This window comes from Haloarcula amylovorans (assembly GCF_004681185.1).
In the GTDB taxonomy this organism is placed as follows: domain Archaea; phylum Halobacteriota; class Halobacteria; order Halobacteriales; family Haloarculaceae; genus Haloarcula; species Haloarcula amylovorans.
The window spans coordinates 78,801-93,374 of sequence record NZ_SRIF01000012.1; the positions used below are offsets into that span (position 1 = coordinate 78,801).

Genomic DNA, 14,574 nt, shown 5'->3' on the forward strand with positions numbered 1-14,574 from the left:
GTTAAATCGTCCGAACAGTTAACCTGACACCAGCGACGACCTCCCCTAGACACCAGGTATGCTGAGAGTCGTGCTGAGTCAACAAATCGTAGGACGGCAGCACTAGACACCAGACTCACCGACGAGGGAGTTCCCGGACAGCCCCCGAAATCTGGTGTCAGGTATTGCTGTCTTGCGATTTGGAGGCGAATTGTGCCACTAGACAGCAGGAAAATCAACCGATATGTGGTGGGGGTGGCGGCCCAAAGTTATGTTCGCGGCCACCAGGGCCGAGATGCCAGGCCGCTGGCCAAGCGAGAGTAGGCTGCCACCCGGACGATGGCGTGGGGCGTGGAGGGTGAAGGAGCAGATCGACATCGTGACTGAGAATGGTGACTGTGGCGACTGTTTATTGTGCCCCCGAGTGGGTGCGGGGCGGTTCCTGTGCTGCCCCTGATTTGTATGTCTGGTCCGGATAGATACGACGATACGGCAGACGATCACGAACGGTTCGAAGCGGAATTGCTCGCTCAGGATCGGGATGCGCGGTCACCATCGACGGCGGATCTTGACGACGAGACGGCCCGCCAGCTGGTTCGAGAGCTACTCGATGCCGGGACAGTCACACCGGTCGTCGACCAGCGGCTCCTCGTTCACGAGCCCAGCAACACAGCGTTCGAATCGATGCAGCAGCTCGCCGTCTTCCACACAGGCTGGACGGCCGCCCGGGACGCCGGCGAGGGTGATGGGTGATGCAGCAGACGCTGGCCGGCTGTGCCTTCTGCGAGGCTCCATCCGGGATAGAGACTGGGATCGCCTACACGTGGGGGAAGGAAGAGCGGGTCAACCACCCGATTTGCGTCGACTGTGCGATCCAAGAGACGCCGGATCCCGATGATCGTGATCACTACGCCTGTGACAGCTGTGGCCTCGTCGTCAACGCGCTCGCAGCGCTCACACGGTTTCGAATCGAACTCGGCCATCTCGAAGGCCCGATACAGGTCTGTGCGCGGTGTAGTCCAGGCGGGCCAGCAACGTACTGGACACGCGACCTCGAGGCACACATCGTCTCTGACTGACCCGCCGAGCGGTCGTCGACGCGAGTGGTACGGCGACCACTGCGGGAGGGTCACAGTTGTCCGTAGCTGTCCCACCCCGCGAACTCAGCAGCGCTGGTTGTGTCGCTGTCTCGTTGCTCCGCTATCTTCAACAGACGGGCGCTCCTCGGGATGACTATGGACTGCCCCGCGTGCGGGTCCCCCGTCACCCTCGAGGTCGGACCAGACCGGCCCCTGTCGACGTCGCTGTCCGACGCCGTCCTCGCAGCGGAAGAGGACGAGCAGATCGAGGTGACCCGCGATTGTTGGGACTGTGGCTGGCACGAAACGCGGGCGCTTCGCGTCGCATCGATCGACAGGACCGCCGGCGACGAGACTGCCGTCGAGCGAGCCGCACTCATCGACGAGATTGCCGATGAGCTCGCAGCGATCGGCTGTGTGGGTACGCTTGAGGAGACGCTGGCTGCAATCCGTGAGCAACGAGAAACCGACTCGGCGACGACCGATACGGACGACGCGGCGGAGTGACTCGCAATGCCTGATACAGAGGCCAACTATAATGTTCGTGAGCAAACCGGGAATCCCGAGCACGCATCGGTCGACGATGTGGTTGACCTCGTGATCTACCGGGCGCAGAACCCGCGAACCGAGCACGAGGATGCACATTTCGATACGGCGGTCGCGGCTCTCGTCGACAGATACGGAACGGAGTCGGTCCGGACAGTCATCAACCGCATCCTCGTCGACGACGAGCCGTTCCGGACCGCCACGAACGGCCTTGAGATGCGCAACGTCGACGGCGTTCGGATCGGAACCGCAGCCAGCTGGTTTCTCGAGGAGCTAAACGCACAGGACGACCACTGAGGGACCGGTTGAAAGGCCGCAGCGACAGGCCGTCGAGCCCCCATTTTTAACTCCTGTTCGTCCTATCTACCCGTCGAGGCCATAATGGCACCCTCCACCCCGAGAGACTCAGATCCATCCCCCGATCTACTCGTTGAAATCGTCGAGACACTGGAAGCCCACGGGCTCCCCACCGACTCGTATCAGCTCCACGACGCTGTTGACGTCGAGGCACTCGAGCAGCTTCTCGCATCCTCAGCCGGGGACGTGGAAGTCCGGTTCACCGTGGAGGGGATCCAACTCGCCGTCACCCACGACGGCGTCGATGTCCTTCTCGACGAGCCAGCCGGGGCACCGGATTAGTAGCGCGATCGAATTCGTCGACAGCGACACTCCCTGAAAGCCCTCGGCCGCTCGGCATCCCGCGACCACCGCTGCGCTCCTCGTCCCTGCGGTGCTTGCGGGGTCGGGGGACGACCGAGGCGGCCTCGCCCTTTCTGAGTCCGCCAGGACGGTGAATGACCATCCGAGCGGCGCAGCCGGGTGGACAGGTGTGTCCGTACCGGCCCGCCCCGCTCGCCGCTGCCGCCCTCCGCGTCGCTCGCGACCGACCATTCCGGGCTGCCTGCCTGCGGTAGCGGGCGGGCTGCCGGGCTAAAGTGAATGTGCCCTCGGCGCCAGCGGGAAAGCGCGGGGGGTTGCGCGGCGTGGCTGCTCACCCCCCACGCTTTCTCCGCTGGCCGCTCGCTCCGGGCGGGTCGGCGCGCGGTGCTGGTTGGGGTCGCCGCACTCGGGCGCGCTCTCGCTCGCGCCCGGTAGGGCGCTCGCGAAGGCGCGAGCGAGAGCGCGCAGTCGGTGCTATCGGTCGTCGACGTCGTCGGAAAACCGCGATGTTAGGGGCATCGCGGTGGCGGCGCACGAGCGCCTTCAGTGGTATCTGGAGGATACCAATGTCAAGTAACAACTCGAGTCGCAAGGTCGTTACGGTGGATGAACAGGCATTCGAACGAACCGAAGACGCCGGCGTCGACGAGGACGGCTTCAAGGTCGTCGACGACAAACCGGAGTTCCGAGCGACGGTTCAGCAGGAAAAGCAGGCGAAGGTGGATTCCAACCACCCAGACGGCATCGTCCAGGACTTCTCGCACCTGCCCCTCGCGCAGGAAGAGAAGATTCGCGCCCGGGAGGCCGAACTGGACCACATCAGCGCCCAGGCGGAACTCGGCACCCAAGACGGGCGGGCGAAGCGAACTCGCAAGGTCGTCACCGAACGGCGACAGCGTAAGCGGGCGGAACGCACCCCGGACCGGACGGATCCGCGAGAGCGTCTCTCCCGGATGGAGCTGGCGAAGGTGAACCAGGAAGCAGACCGGATGGCACAGCGGCTTCGCACCGGTCACAGTCGGGCGGCCGTCTCGCGGGCGCTCGCAAAGCGGGTCGCCAAGGGGCAAGACATCACCAAAGCAGTGTTCGACACGATGGATGCACTCAAGGCGGCCCCCGGCGCCATCTGCCCGATCGAGGACGTCCCGGACGTGCAGACGGATGAGGTGAGCATCGAAGGAGAAGTCGTTCAGCTCTGGGATGCTTCCAGCCGGAAGATCGCTCAAGTGGGCTTGGTCGCGGACGACACCGGGAAAATCAAGTTCACCTCGTGGCGAAAATCGGAGCCTGCCTTCGTCCAAGAAGGGGACACCGTCCGAATGCGGGCGGTTAAGAAGAACTGGTACGAGGGACGATGTTCACTCGCCGTGACCTACGACAGTATGATCGTCTTCCCAGAACGCGACCGCCGCTGGTGGGAGGAGTAGGGGCAACGCCCTTTCTTTTTTCGTGAGTGCCGGACCGGCCCAGGCCCCACCGCCCCACCCACCGCTCCGTGCTCGCTCCCGCTGGTCGCTGCGCGCGCAGCCACAACCTCAAGAACCGAGCTGAGATGTATGTCAGAATTCGGGAATTCGCTAACCGCGTGTATCCGTCCGAAATAAAAAGCAACTACCGCCTAGAGAGGTTTTTAGGCTGACTAGAAACATAGAGGGAATATGGTTAAATCGGGAGACGTGGATCAGCGGTGGCAGGATCTATTGCGTAATCCACGAGAAGAGGTCCATCGTGAAATCAAAAGCTGGCTTGATCTGTCTGATAATGTGGACAAGGCAAACGTAGCAAAAGCGATGCTCGCATTAGCGAATTCTGGTGGGGGTCAGATTTTGATTGGATATGAGGAGGTCGGTGAATCATGGGAACCGGATCCATCTCGACCACATCCGATTGACCACTACGATCAAGATACGATTAATGGGATCGTTGAGAAGTTTGCTGAGCCCCAGTTTCACTGTGAAGTATACCATATTGAACATCCAGAATCTGGTGAAGTCTTTCCAATTATCGATGTACCGGGAGACCATCGGGTGCCGATTCGATCAGACAGTGCTGGCCCTGAAGACCAACACGTTACCTACAACACATATTATATTAGGCGGCCAGGGCCAGAAAGTGCAGCACCGAAGACAGGACGTGAGTGGGACGAATTGATTCGGCGGTGTGTCACTGCCTCACGTGATGATCTGTTAGATCGAATGCGAACCGTACTGACGGGGTTCGAAAAAGGAGCAAGTGAAGAAGAGATTGATCCGCTGGATCAGCTTGCTTCGTGGACTGAGGCTATGCGGGAAGACTGGGAAGCCAACGTGATGGACGAGTACGGAAATATGGATAATTCACCCTATCGTCACGGGTACTGGTCATTTGCTTACAGTCTGGATTCTGAGTTTGATCAGCCATCTCTCTCTGAGTTCTTAGATCTACTACGGGAGGTGAAAGGTCATGAAACGGGGTGGCCGGCGTGGCTGATCAGCGAGGATCAGGTACATCCCCGCGATGAGACAATCGAAGGGTGGTATACCGGCGGAACATTCGATGACCCAGCGCACGCAGACTACTGGCGTGCATCCCCAGACGGGATGCTGTTCTTGCTTCGTGGCTATCAGGAAGACAGCAAAGATGAACTTGAGCCAGGTACAGTTTTGGATTATATTCTCCCAATCTGGCGAGTCGGTGAATGCTTGCTACATGCGAAGCGGTTGGGGCGAGAACTCGGTGAGGAAAACACGTCGGTCACCGTGCAAGCCCGATGGACGGGACTAGAGGGACGAACACTGGGCTCAATTGAAAATCGCCGTGGACTTTTCCCTCCGATTGAAAGAGAATCACATCAAGCGACAGTTACGGCCAGTCAACGCTTCACTGTTCAAGATTTTGAAGACGCTCTACCGGAAGTGGTTGAGACCTTGACCCAACCGCTATACCAGATCTTTGATTTCTACGAGCCGCCATCCGATCTAATCCAGAATGAGCTGGACCGGATGCAAAGCCAGTAACAACGCTACTCTAGATGTTCATCCAATTCCCACGCACCTTCATCATCGTAATAGAAACCGGGATGATATCCGAACTGAGAGTTTGATAATGGTCGGAAAAGCGGTGTGAGTTGGTCACGGATACCGTCTTCATCGGACAGACTGAGAGGTGTGAGGCGCGAGGTGCGGTTAGGTTCAGGAAATGCTTCAACCCGGTCAACCTGCCGATGTTGGTCTATTGTCGCGTTCGTGAGATTTGTCCCACTGAGGATTGCATACACCTTCTCGCTGTGTTCATCAGGAAGGACGTCACGATAGAACTGGAGGACGGTGACGAGACTTAATTCAAGATCCTGTGAACTGACTGCATAGTCACAGTCGTATGAATGACCGGTTGGATAGCAGAGCCCGCTCCCCCGGGCCTCATATATGCCAGTATCATACAGAGTTGCCACTGAACTCAGGTCTTTTCGATTCTCGTAGCGAGCGACAATATGGTTCCATGTCGGATCCGCGTGTTCAAACAGTCTATCGGGCCGAAACGATGGTCGACACGTCGCGGGAACAGGCAGTTCCTCAAGTTCTGTGATATCGACAAGACGCGATCCATCAAGAGCACTTTCAGGAACAATATGGAACAAGAGCTGTGGAATTGCATCCTCTGAATTAAGCATATCGAAGCGCTGAAGGTGGTATTCGCGATATAATGTCGACCGATCAACCGCCGGATATTCACGGTTGAGTTCATGGAGACGCCGAAGATGTGAATCACTCATATGCTCCCCCTCTCACCTTAGATAAATATGTATTCGGTCCCCTGTTGTGGCCTTGAGTGCCGCCCCAGTTCCTGCATAGCCAGTTCATTGGTATAAGAATCAGACTCGGTCGCTGTACGCCATCGGTTCCGAGATATCTGAACCGTCTTGTAGAGGTTTATTCCACCCATAATGGGTGAAGGATTCGCTGTACTGGCGAGTTCCTGAACATGGTGAGAACGATGACTACCAGAGACATCTACGAAACTGGCTTCGACGAAGACGTCCAAACAGAGTCGAGCGCTACCCAGTGTCCAGAGTGTGACGGCCGGGTCACTACGAATGCGGTCGAAACGATCTGCGAGGACTGTGGACTTGTTATCGAGGAACAACGTATCGATCACGGGCCGGAGTGGCGGGCGTACGATGCAGACGAGCGCGAGCGAACAGGCGCACCACTCACTACAGCCCGTCACGATCGAGGCATCTCGACCGAGATCGGCCACGGAACCGACGCACACGGGAACGAACTCTCTGGTCAGAAACGCCGGCAGCTGGCCCGGATGCGACGTGAGCAGACCCGTGGTCGCTGGCGGTCCAAAGCGGAACGGAATCTCGCACACGGGTTGGGCGAGGTACGCCGGCTGGCGAGTGCGCTCGAGCTCTCTGAGTCGATTCGTGACCAGGCGTGCCAGCTCTTCCGGAGCGCTCAGAGCGAGGATCTGCTTCGAGGCAGATCCATCGAAGCCATCGGTGCAGCGAGTATCTACGGTACCTGTCGATGTAACCAACACCCGCTTCTCCTCGAGGATGTCGTCGACGCCGCCCGAGTCGAGTCCGCTCGTGTCACCAACGCCTACCGAACACTGAATCGCGAATTAGAGCTCCCAGCACCACCAATGCGCCCGACGTCGTTCATTCCACGCCTGATCTCGGCGCTGGAGTTAGACCACGACATTCGTCGGCGCGCGAACGAACTCGCAGAACGCGCCGAGGGGACAACCCTCACGAACGGCTGTCAGCCATCGGGCGTCGCGGCCGCCTGTGTCTATCTGGCTGCCCAAGAGCAGGGCGCGTTGATTACCCAATCCACCGTCGCGTCGGCAGCAGAGGTGTCAGTCGTGACGCTCCGAAGCCGGCGAGACGAACTCCAAGCGATCTGAGACGCCTCCGGTAGAGGAATACCTACATACAGGCAGAGAGTCTACAAGGGGGTATGGATCTGGACGAGACTGTCGAGTATCTGTCGACAGAACTCGATATCGAGCGGAGTGAGCACGTTCGCGAGGTCGGTCGAGCGGTCGCCGAGCTCCGTGACTGAATCGGTCTCAGGCGGTCAGATTTATCCCGTCGTCGCCGAATCCGTCCCCGCATTTTCTCACCCCTGAGTTTAAATACCAAACCGGGGGAAACGCGGAGCGAATCGATGACTGACCACAACTCAGACCGAGAGGCGTTCCAACCTGTCGGGGAGGGCGCTCTGGTGCCGGACCCAGCGCTGGATCAGCCAGCAGACGGCCAGCCAAGCCGCCAGCGTGAAGCCTCGCATTCGGGTGGGTATCCGGACGGAACAACCGACACAGACCGATCCTGTGTCTCCTGTGGCGCATCGATCCCGGCGTCGCAACGAAAATGCCGGTTCTGTCTCGAACACGAACTTGACGGCGCGTCGGAGTCGGGTGCTGCGAGTTCCGAGCAGACACTGCGTGGTGTGATCCACTTCCTCGTCGAATCGGGGACGTTCTACGGCGCCGTGGCAAGGGGAGCAGCAGCAGCGACACTTCTCTCGTCAGGTCACGACCAGCCCATCGACGACTGTACGCTCATCTACGATCTCGACGACGAGCCCGCACCCCAGCTAACCGAGCGCTGGCCTACGCTCCCCGCTGCTACTGAGGTGACCGCAGCGGCTGGCGACGCGTTACTAACAGCGGCCCGTGAGCGGACAGCGTGGAACGAGAGGAGCGATCGTTCTCAGACGGAGATTCCACGCGTCTATGACGAGCGTGGCCAGGGAATTCGCGATGAGTCGTCCCTCGAGCACACGCTCGACGACAGCGATCAGCTGTGGATCGTCCCAGCAATCGCTGTGGAAACAGTACCCCGCGAAACGAAATCCTCCAGTACCAGAGCTGAAATCCCGACCGTAACAGCCCTCGAGTGCCAGCACTGTACGAAAGAAACAGAACATCGCTTCAGTACACGCGAGTCGCTCCCTGACGAGACCTGGACGGGCCAACCAATCTGGGAGTGCCAAGTGTGTGGCACAGGTCGCTACGGGCCTGCTCCCGAATAGGGCAGTAGGAATCTCACCGTTTAACCAACAGTCTCCGATGGAGATGGCTTCTGTTGGTTAACACGGTGAGTACCCGCAAGTCCGACGTCAGTCATAGCGGGCGTTCATTCGGCAGGTTCGCAGCGGCCTGTCTCTACAAAGCGGGGCGGGAACAGGGGGTGTGGGTAACGCACCGTGACATCGCCAAGTCCGGAAACGTCACGCCGACCACGGCCTGGACGCATCACCAGAGGTTCGATGAACTCGCTGTCTAGACGGGCCAGGTAGGGAGCGAGGGCGCTCCATTCTTCCAGTGGATCGCATCTAGCGCGGGCGGGAACTGCTGTAGTCGGTCATCGAGGACGGCGAGTGGGTGCGCATCGAGAAACGTCGCCTTGTGCCGATCAACCGGCGTGTCTTCGTGATTGAGTTGGATATGACAGGGCCCAAGGTCCGGATGGTCGGCATCTTGGTGGAATCCGAGCATCAGATTTCGGTCCGGTTCGACCCAGTTTATGCGGTAGTATTCGTGGTCGACGCCGGCGGGGTACCAGAAGCGAATCTCCAGTCGTGCTGTCGCCGCGTCGTACGAGTCACTCAGGAACGTCGTCGGATCGACACCCGCGATGACGTACCGGGGTCGGCGTCGAGACGGGCGATAGCGGACCTCTTCACACCCTGGCTGGTTCGTCAATCGGTCGTGAACGTCGCGGAGGAGGGTCCGCTGTGTATAGCGGTCGCGACCGGCAAGAAAGATCATTCTGTGAGAGAGGAGGGTTAGCTCGTGGCGCGGTCAGCCACGTCGGTCATCTGCTCGCGGGCAGCTTCGACGTCGGAGTAGAGTTCCAGTGCGTGCTTGATGAGGCGGCGATCCTCCTCGTTCTCACGCCAGAACGCGATGACGTCGCGGCGGTCCCGGAGCTCCGCACTTGTGAGGTCGCCGTCGGCGAGCGACTGTTCAAGCTCTTCCCACGTCTCGACGTCGTAGGTCGCCTGCCACTCCTCGATCTCCTCGGTAATCGCGGCCAATTCACTCCGCAGCTCCTCGCGGGTATTTTCCTCGATGAGCGTGCGGATCTCCTCGAAGAGCAGTCGCGTGTAGTCCGGTTGGTAGCGCGTCGTCTCGCCGGCCTCGACGCGACGCAACTGGCCCTGGTCGACGAGGTCCTGAAGTTCCTCGTTGGTCGTGCTCCAGGCGGCGTCGGCCTGCTCGCTGATCCAGTTAACTGAGCGGGGTTCGCGAAGTGACTCGGCGACCGCCCGAATGCGGTCGCGGGCGCTCATCGACTCAGTCCACGATTGGACCCCATCTCGCGAGGATTCGGTCATGGTTGGCACCTCTTGGGACAGTGTTCGCGCCCTACTCCCATATATGTTTGTACTGTCTCGCATAATCAAGAATGCCTTGCGGGCGAAGGCGTCCGGACGTTGAAATGCGATACCGACAGAAGGTATGGCCAACCGATGTACGACCGATATTCTGACGTTGAGGAACTACGGCCGACCGGCGAGGCATCCCACAGCCCGGACACAATGTTGGACGACGGGTGTGAGAGTGACCTCCTGGCGGCAACGCGTCGCGACGAGCACTGGTGGCGACCTGATGCGACGACGACAGTCACGTGGAGTGTCTATCCGCGCCGGCGAGTGGTGAGGCGCTACCGATGAATCAGCAAGTCGAACAGGGCTACTGGATGCATCGTGTACTCAGCAATCTCAGCCGCCTCGACGTCGAGCGGTTGGACGACGCGGATCGAGAGCGAGTCGAGACTGCAAGAGACCTCCTGGAAGAAGTGAGCCTACTCACGGGACCAGAGGACGGGAGCGGACCAGACGCCCCAACAGACGACTGATCGTCATCGCCGTCGACGCCAGGGGCACTTCCAGTGTCGGTTTATCGCCCCCCAAGAGGGGTGCGGGGCTTCCCGCGAGTCCAGACATGGCGACACTACAAGCTGCGACGACGTCAACCGGCGCGATCGTATCGGATCCACAGGCTGTCCGCGAACTCTGTGAGAGCTACTGCTTCGGGACGCTCGACTGGGAGGTCACCGACAAGGGCGAACTCACCATCTGGGGGTACGATGACTTCGAAGTGTACGAGGCGCGGGAGAACGGCCTCCCGGACTACGAGGGCGGCATCGTGACCCACGAATTCTTGCGAGAACTTGCCGACCACCTCGAAGCTGACGAGGAACTCGACATCCAGACAGCGGGGTTCACGAAGTGTCGCTTCCCAGTGCTGGCGAAGCGGTACGTCGTTCGCGACGGCGAAGTCCTCTACGCGGATCTCAGTTCCCCCGAACCAATCGAGGAGTAGCGTTGTTCGTCCCCCGAGAGGGGTGCGGGGCGATCCAGTAGCGGTCGCCCCGTGAGGTGATTGCTCGATGGGCCACCGCGCACTCGTTGCGTACGAACGCACAGACGGACAGTACACGCTCCACTACAGCCATTGGGGCGCAGCGAACCTCAAGCTCAAGCACCGAATTTCGGCTGAGTCGCCGTTCGGTGGCGACGACACCAACTCCAAGTGGGCGAAACAGCTGCTGGCTGAACTGGCCGATGGCCTCGAGGCAGATGCGGTCGACGGCTACCTCGCTGACGAGGATCGACCGTCGACGGTCGTCGAGCCGAAGCCCCGCGCCACCGGGCTCACCCTCGACGAGATCATCGCTGACCATCTCGACTACCTCCACCACGAGGCGTTCTACGTGGTGTCACCGACCTTCGAGGTGACCGCCTACCGGACGCTGTGGTTCGGCCTGCAGTACGATTCAGAGACAATCGACAACGGTGAGACGGTCGGGAACGGGGCGCTCGCGACCGTTCGGTGGCACGACGGCGAGCCGGTCGGCGACGGCCATCTGAAGGGGCAGTTCCGGGCGCTGAAGGACGTCGTCGGCGATATGGTCGACAAGGGGGTGTTCACGCCGTCGACGGCGAGGCAGTACCTCAAGCAGAAACTCGGCGAGTGGGTCGGCGAGCGCCAGGAACTGCGCATCCCTGGTGGTGAATCACCGTCGAAAACTGCGTCAGTCGACCGATTATAACGCCAATCCCTTTCTGAGTCCCCACGAACGTCTGGATATGTCAGATCGGGCTGATGACGAGGTGCGAGTATGGCTCGTCGAACGTACCTACTCCGATGATGAACAGAACCTAATCATCCTCACCTACGCGACACCCGACGGCAAACAGTATTATCGGAAAGAGCGGGCACTCACGTCCTTCACCGATATTCGAGATACGACAGCGGCAGTCGATGCGGGGCCCGGCAATCTCGGCACGGTTGATGACCCCGATCTCCAGGACCAATACGCGGCCGAAGCGCAGCGAATGCAGGAGGTCCACGACCCGAACGACGTGATCTGATGCTCACCAGTAGACGTAGTCCCGTGCCATTGGTTATGTCGGAGGAGGCCGTAGACGGGGTATGCGCGAACTCGTCTTCGCCCTCGAATACGAGCCGGGGTGCAATAGGGTGGCGGATGCCCTTGCCGACTACCCCGACGCCCGTGTCCGCTCGCTTTCGTTGCACGCGACTGCCGACCAACTTTGGCGAGTCGACCATGCCACCGGCACTCCGGACGCACTCGACGCCATCGAGGACGCGTTTCGAAACAGCGACTACTACGCCGACTGTCTCGCCACCGAGGACTGCGGCGCCACCCAGACCACCCGCGTCCTTGACCGCACGGACGACACGCTCGTCCTCTACTCCGACTGGGAGCGAACCCCCACCTGCGCCTCGGTTCCCCACATCGCCCGCGACCATCTCGGGGACGGCGTGCTGTTCGAGACCCGTCATGAGGGCCGCCACTACACGTGGCGACTCATCCACTCGGGCGACGGCGACGTGGCGGCATTCTTCGACTCCCTCGAGGTTGCCGTCGAAGAATGCGCTCAGATGGAGATGCTCCGCACCGCGGACACGACGACAGCAGCTGGAGGAAGCGACGAAACACCGAGCGGATTACCCCCGGCGCAGGAAGCCGCCCTCCAAGCCGCCGTCGAACACGGCTACTACGAGTCGCCCCGCGAGGTCGATGTCGGCGAGTTGGCCGAGCATCTCGACGTGCCTCGGTCAACACTTACCTACCGGCTCCGTCGGGCGGAAGAACATTTGGCGAAGCAACACGTCGCCGGCGAGCGGGTAGCGGAAGAACGGCTGGCATCGCACTGACACCGCGGTTGGAATATTCCAACAAAGACATATCGAACTCCCGCTCCTACCGTGAGGTGATGACAGAGAATTCCGATGTGGATACAGCGGGACCACCGAACGGCGGCGGGCAGCGGGAGTTGACTGCCCGTCTCACGGTCCCCGAGATGGACTGTCCGTCGTGTGCGCAAAAAGTCGACAAGAGCCTCCAGCGCGTCGACGGCGTCGTTGAGGCCACGCTCCAGCCGACCACCGGGACAGCTACCATCAAGTACGATCCGGACCGGACTACCAAAGCCGACGTCGTCGCGGCGATCGAAGCCGCCGGCTATGACGTGATCGGCGGAGCAGACGACGAAACCGACGAGTCTGCCGACGGCGTCGATATCGCGCCACCTTCGGAGGTCTGGACGAGTTCTCGCGCGAAGAAGACGTGGCTCGGCGCAGCGTTCGTCATCCTTGGTCTAGTCTTCGAGTTCCTTCTCACCGGCCAGAACGCCGCGATAGCGAGCATCCTCGACTACCCGCTACACATCGCAGATGTCCTGTTCCTCGGTGCCGTCGCGGCCAGTGGCATCCCGGTCGTCCGCAGCGGGTACTACTCCGCGAAGAACCGAAGCCTCGACATCGACCTCCTGATGGGGACAGCGATCATCGCCGCAACCGGCATCGGCTACTTCGTCGAGGCCGCGACGCTGGCCGTCCTGTTCAGCATCGCCGAACTGCTCGAGGACTATGCGATGGACAGGGCACGGGATTCTCTGCGCGAGCTGATGGAACTCTCGCCCGACGAGGCGACCGTCCGTCGCGATGGTGAGGAAGTGACCGTTTCCGTCGAGGAGGTCGACGTTGGCGAGACCGTCGTCGTCCGCCCTGGCGACAAGATTCCGCTCGACGGGACGGTCATCGAAGGCGAGAGTGCAGTCGACCAGTCGCCGATCACGGGCGAGAGCGTCCCCGTCGACAAGACCACCGGCGACGAGGTGTACGCCGGCGCGATCAACGAAGAGGGGTACCTCGAGGTAGAGGTCACCTCGACCGCTGGCGATTCGACGCTCTCGCGTATTATCGAAATGGTACAGGGCGCACAGGCGAAGAAGACCGAGTCTGAGCAGTTCGTCGACAGCTTCTCCGGCTACTACACACCCCTCGTCGTCGTGCTGGCAATCCTGACCGCCGCTATCCCGCCGCTGGTTATCGCTGATCCGGTGGCGGTGGACCTAGCCGGTTACGGGTTCACCTTCGCGGGCGACTGGCAGACGTGGTTCATCCGTGGGCTCACGCTGCTGGTGATCGCCTGCCCGTGTGCGTTCGTCATCTCCACACCCGTCTCGGTGGTGTCGGGCATCACGAGCGCCGCGAAGAACGGCGTCCTGATCAAGGGCGGAAATTACCTGGAAGCGATGGGCGAGGTCGACGCCGTCGCCGTCGACAAGACCGGGACGCTCACCAAGGGCGAACTCGCCGTCACCGACGTCGTTCCGGTGGGTGACACTACGGAGGACGATCTGCTCCGTCGCGCCGCTGGGCTGGAGCAGCGCAGTGAGCATCCCATTGCTACGGCGATTCTCGCCCGTGCTGAGGAGGCGGGCGTGGGCAACCTGCCCGACCCGACGGGTTTCGAGAGCCTCACTGGGAAGGGCATCCGCGGCGAGATCGGCGGCGAGACGTACTATGCGGGCAAGCCCGCGCTCTTCGAGGAACTGGGCTTCGACCTCGCTCGGGCACGCCGCGAGACGGACGGCGGCGTTATGACGGAAGAGGCGACCGAGGGCGAGAACGGGGCGTTCGCCGAGGATGCCCTCTCCGCGCTGGAGCGGGAGGGCAAGACTGTCGTTATCGTCGGGACGGAGTCGGAGTTGCTGGGTGCGATCGCCATCGCCGACGAGGTGCGCCCGGCCTCGAAGCGGGCCGTCCAGCGCCTGCAGGAGCTTGGTGTCGAGCGCGTCGTGATGCTGACGGGCGACAACGAGGGCACCGCCCGCGCCATCGCCGAGCAGGTCGGCGTCGACGAGTACCGCGCCGAACTCTTGCCGGAGGAGAAGGTCGACGCCGTCGAGGAGTTGCAGGCGGAGTACGGCGAGGTGGCGATGGTCGGCGATGGCATCAACGACGCGCCCGCGCTCGCCACCGCGGAGGTCGG

Annotated in this window: 18 protein-coding genes and 1 pseudogene; 16 read left to right on the forward strand and 3 right to left on the reverse strand. The window is 61.1% G+C overall.

What is annotated here, in order from left to right; all coding sequences use genetic code 11:
• Positions 1-441: 441 nt before the first annotated feature.
• From E4S61_RS22980 to E4S61_RS23010, 7 genes are all read left to right on the forward strand, one after another.
• On the forward strand, positions 442-732 hold the full coding sequence (locus tag E4S61_RS22980) for a hypothetical protein (protein ID WP_004594521.1): 291 nt from the start codon (positions 442-444) through the stop codon (positions 730-732).
• Complete coding sequence (locus tag E4S61_RS22985) at positions 732-1,058, forward strand: DUF7558 family protein (protein WP_011222441.1); 327 nt, start codon at positions 732-734, stop codon at positions 1,056-1,058. The genes E4S61_RS22980 and E4S61_RS22985 overlap by 1 nt, the downstream gene beginning before the upstream one ends.
• Before the next feature lie 156 nt (positions 1,059-1,214).
• On the forward strand, positions 1,215-1,565 hold the full coding sequence (locus tag E4S61_RS22990) for a hypothetical protein (RefSeq protein WP_004594520.1): 351 nt from the start codon (positions 1,215-1,217) through the stop codon (positions 1,563-1,565).
• Positions 1,566-1,571: 6 nt separating this feature from the next.
• A complete protein-coding gene (locus E4S61_RS22995) occupies positions 1,572-1,901 on the forward strand; it encodes a hypothetical protein (RefSeq protein WP_004594519.1) in 330 nt (109 codons plus the stop codon).
• Between the two features lie 84 nt (positions 1,902-1,985).
• Complete coding sequence (locus E4S61_RS23000) at positions 1,986-2,243, forward strand: HalOD1 output domain-containing protein (RefSeq protein WP_004594518.1); 258 nt, start codon at positions 1,986-1,988, stop codon at positions 2,241-2,243.
• Between the two features lie 587 nt (positions 2,244-2,830).
• Positions 2,831-3,691, forward strand: coding sequence for a hypothetical protein (locus E4S61_RS23005; RefSeq protein WP_004594516.1), 861 nt, complete (start codon positions 2,831-2,833; stop codon positions 3,689-3,691).
• A gap of 231 nt (positions 3,692-3,922) precedes the next feature.
• On the forward strand, positions 3,923-5,260 hold the full coding sequence (locus E4S61_RS23010) for an AlbA family DNA-binding domain-containing protein (protein ID WP_011222445.1): 1,338 nt from the start codon (positions 3,923-3,925) through the stop codon (positions 5,258-5,260).
• Between the two features lie 5 nt (positions 5,261-5,265).
• Here E4S61_RS23010 and E4S61_RS23015 read toward each other — a convergent pair whose 3' ends face one another.
• The gene (locus E4S61_RS23015) at positions 5,266-6,015 is read right to left on the reverse strand and encodes a hypothetical protein (protein ID WP_011222446.1); all 750 of its coding nucleotides are present in this window, start codon (positions 6,013-6,015) and stop codon (positions 5,266-5,268) included.
• A 221-nt stretch (positions 6,016-6,236) separates the two neighbouring features.
• On the opposite strand from E4S61_RS23015, the gene E4S61_RS23020 reads away from it, so the two are divergent.
• The 3 genes and pseudogenes from E4S61_RS23020 to E4S61_RS26405 form a co-directional block, all read left to right on the forward strand.
• Positions 6,237-7,157: a transcription initiation factor IIB gene (locus E4S61_RS23020; protein WP_049938512.1), complete on the forward strand. Its 921-nt coding sequence runs from the start codon at positions 6,237-6,239 to the stop codon at positions 7,155-7,157.
• Positions 7,158-7,420: 263 nt separating this feature from the next.
• Positions 7,421-8,290 (forward strand): biosurfactant protein 1, encoded by an 870-nt coding sequence (locus E4S61_RS23025; protein ID WP_011222448.1) that lies wholly within the window; start codon positions 7,421-7,423, stop codon positions 8,288-8,290.
• Positions 8,291-8,383: 93 nt separating this feature from the next.
• Positions 8,384-8,544, forward strand: a pseudogene (locus E4S61_RS26405) (transcription initiation factor IIB family protein); the annotation flags it as partial.
• Here the strand turns inward: E4S61_RS26405 and E4S61_RS23035 are convergent.
• Together E4S61_RS23035 and E4S61_RS23040 are read right to left on the reverse strand one after the other, a co-directional pair.
• A complete protein-coding gene (locus tag E4S61_RS23035) occupies positions 8,541-9,029 on the reverse strand; it encodes a hypothetical protein (RefSeq protein WP_011222449.1) in 489 nt (162 codons plus the stop codon). The pseudogene E4S61_RS26405 and the gene E4S61_RS23035 overlap by 4 nt on opposite strands.
• A 17-nt stretch (positions 9,030-9,046) precedes the next feature.
• Positions 9,047-9,598 carry a DUF7342 family protein gene (locus E4S61_RS23040; RefSeq protein ID WP_049938513.1) on the reverse strand — a complete coding sequence of 184 codons (552 nt, stop codon included), beginning with the start codon at positions 9,596-9,598 and terminating at the stop codon, positions 9,047-9,049.
• A gap of 335 nt (positions 9,599-9,933) precedes the next feature.
• Here E4S61_RS23040 and E4S61_RS23045 point away from each other — a divergent pair, with 335 nt between their 5' ends.
• The 6 genes from E4S61_RS23045 to E4S61_RS23070 form a co-directional block, all read left to right on the forward strand.
• Positions 9,934-10,122, forward strand: a complete 189-nt coding sequence (locus tag E4S61_RS23045; RefSeq protein WP_004594506.1) for a hypothetical protein — start codon at positions 9,934-9,936, stop codon at positions 10,120-10,122.
• Positions 10,123-10,208: 86 nt separating this feature from the next.
• Positions 10,209-10,589: a hypothetical protein gene (locus E4S61_RS23050; RefSeq protein ID WP_004594505.1), complete on the forward strand. Its 381-nt coding sequence runs from the start codon at positions 10,209-10,211 to the stop codon at positions 10,587-10,589.
• A 67-nt stretch (positions 10,590-10,656) separates the two neighbouring features.
• Positions 10,657-11,319, forward strand: a complete 663-nt coding sequence (locus tag E4S61_RS23055) for a DUF6735 family protein (protein WP_004594504.1) — start codon at positions 10,657-10,659, stop codon at positions 11,317-11,319.
• A gap of 37 nt (positions 11,320-11,356) precedes the next feature.
• Positions 11,357-11,641, forward strand: coding sequence for a hypothetical protein (locus tag E4S61_RS23060; RefSeq protein WP_004594503.1), 285 nt, complete (start codon positions 11,357-11,359; stop codon positions 11,639-11,641).
• Between the two features lie 61 nt (positions 11,642-11,702).
• Positions 11,703-12,452 (forward strand): helix-turn-helix domain-containing protein, encoded by a 750-nt coding sequence (locus E4S61_RS23065; protein WP_004594502.1) that lies wholly within the window; start codon positions 11,703-11,705, stop codon positions 12,450-12,452.
• Positions 12,453-12,511: 59 nt separating this feature from the next.
• On the forward strand, positions 12,512-14,574 hold a 2,063-nt coding region (locus E4S61_RS23070), incomplete at its 3' end, for a heavy metal translocating P-type ATPase (protein ID WP_209309593.1).

Coding starts and splice junctions, on each gene's coding strand:
- E4S61_RS23010 (WP_011222445.1), top strand. CDS start 3,923: ATGGTTAAATCGGGAGACGTGGATCAGCGGTGGCAGGATCTATTGCGT.
- E4S61_RS23045 (WP_004594506.1), top strand. CDS start 9,934: ATGAATCAGCAAGTCGAACAGGGCTACTGGATGCATCGTGTACTCAGC.
- E4S61_RS23015 (WP_011222446.1), bottom strand. CDS start 6,015: ATGAGTGATTCACATCTTCGGCGTCTCCATGAACTCAACCGTGAATAT.
- E4S61_RS23050 (WP_004594505.1), top strand. CDS start 10,209: ATGGCGACACTACAAGCTGCGACGACGTCAACCGGCGCGATCGTATCG.
- E4S61_RS22990 (WP_004594520.1), top strand. CDS start 1,215: ATGGACTGCCCCGCGTGCGGGTCCCCCGTCACCCTCGAGGTCGGACCA.
- E4S61_RS23020 (WP_049938512.1), top strand. CDS start 6,237: ATGACTACCAGAGACATCTACGAAACTGGCTTCGACGAAGACGTCCAA.
- E4S61_RS23055 (WP_004594504.1), top strand. CDS start 10,657: ATGGGCCACCGCGCACTCGTTGCGTACGAACGCACAGACGGACAGTAC.
- E4S61_RS23060 (WP_004594503.1), top strand. CDS start 11,357: ATGTCAGATCGGGCTGATGACGAGGTGCGAGTATGGCTCGTCGAACGT.
- E4S61_RS22995 (WP_004594519.1), top strand. CDS start 1,572: ATGCCTGATACAGAGGCCAACTATAATGTTCGTGAGCAAACCGGGAAT.
- E4S61_RS22980 (WP_004594521.1), top strand. CDS start 442: ATGTCTGGTCCGGATAGATACGACGATACGGCAGACGATCACGAACGG.
- E4S61_RS23035 (WP_011222449.1), bottom strand. CDS start 9,029: ATGATCTTTCTTGCCGGTCGCGACCGCTATACACAGCGGACCCTCCTC.
- E4S61_RS23000 (WP_004594518.1), top strand. CDS start 1,986: ATGGCACCCTCCACCCCGAGAGACTCAGATCCATCCCCCGATCTACTC.
- E4S61_RS22985 (WP_011222441.1), top strand. CDS start 732: ATGCAGCAGACGCTGGCCGGCTGTGCCTTCTGCGAGGCTCCATCCGGG.
- E4S61_RS23005 (WP_004594516.1), top strand. CDS start 2,831: ATGTCAAGTAACAACTCGAGTCGCAAGGTCGTTACGGTGGATGAACAG.
- E4S61_RS23040 (WP_049938513.1), bottom strand. CDS start 9,598: ATGACCGAATCCTCGCGAGATGGGGTCCAATCGTGGACTGAGTCGATG.
- E4S61_RS23065 (WP_004594502.1), top strand. CDS start 11,703: ATGCGCGAACTCGTCTTCGCCCTCGAATACGAGCCGGGGTGCAATAGG.
- E4S61_RS23025 (WP_011222448.1), top strand. CDS start 7,421: ATGACTGACCACAACTCAGACCGAGAGGCGTTCCAACCTGTCGGGGAG.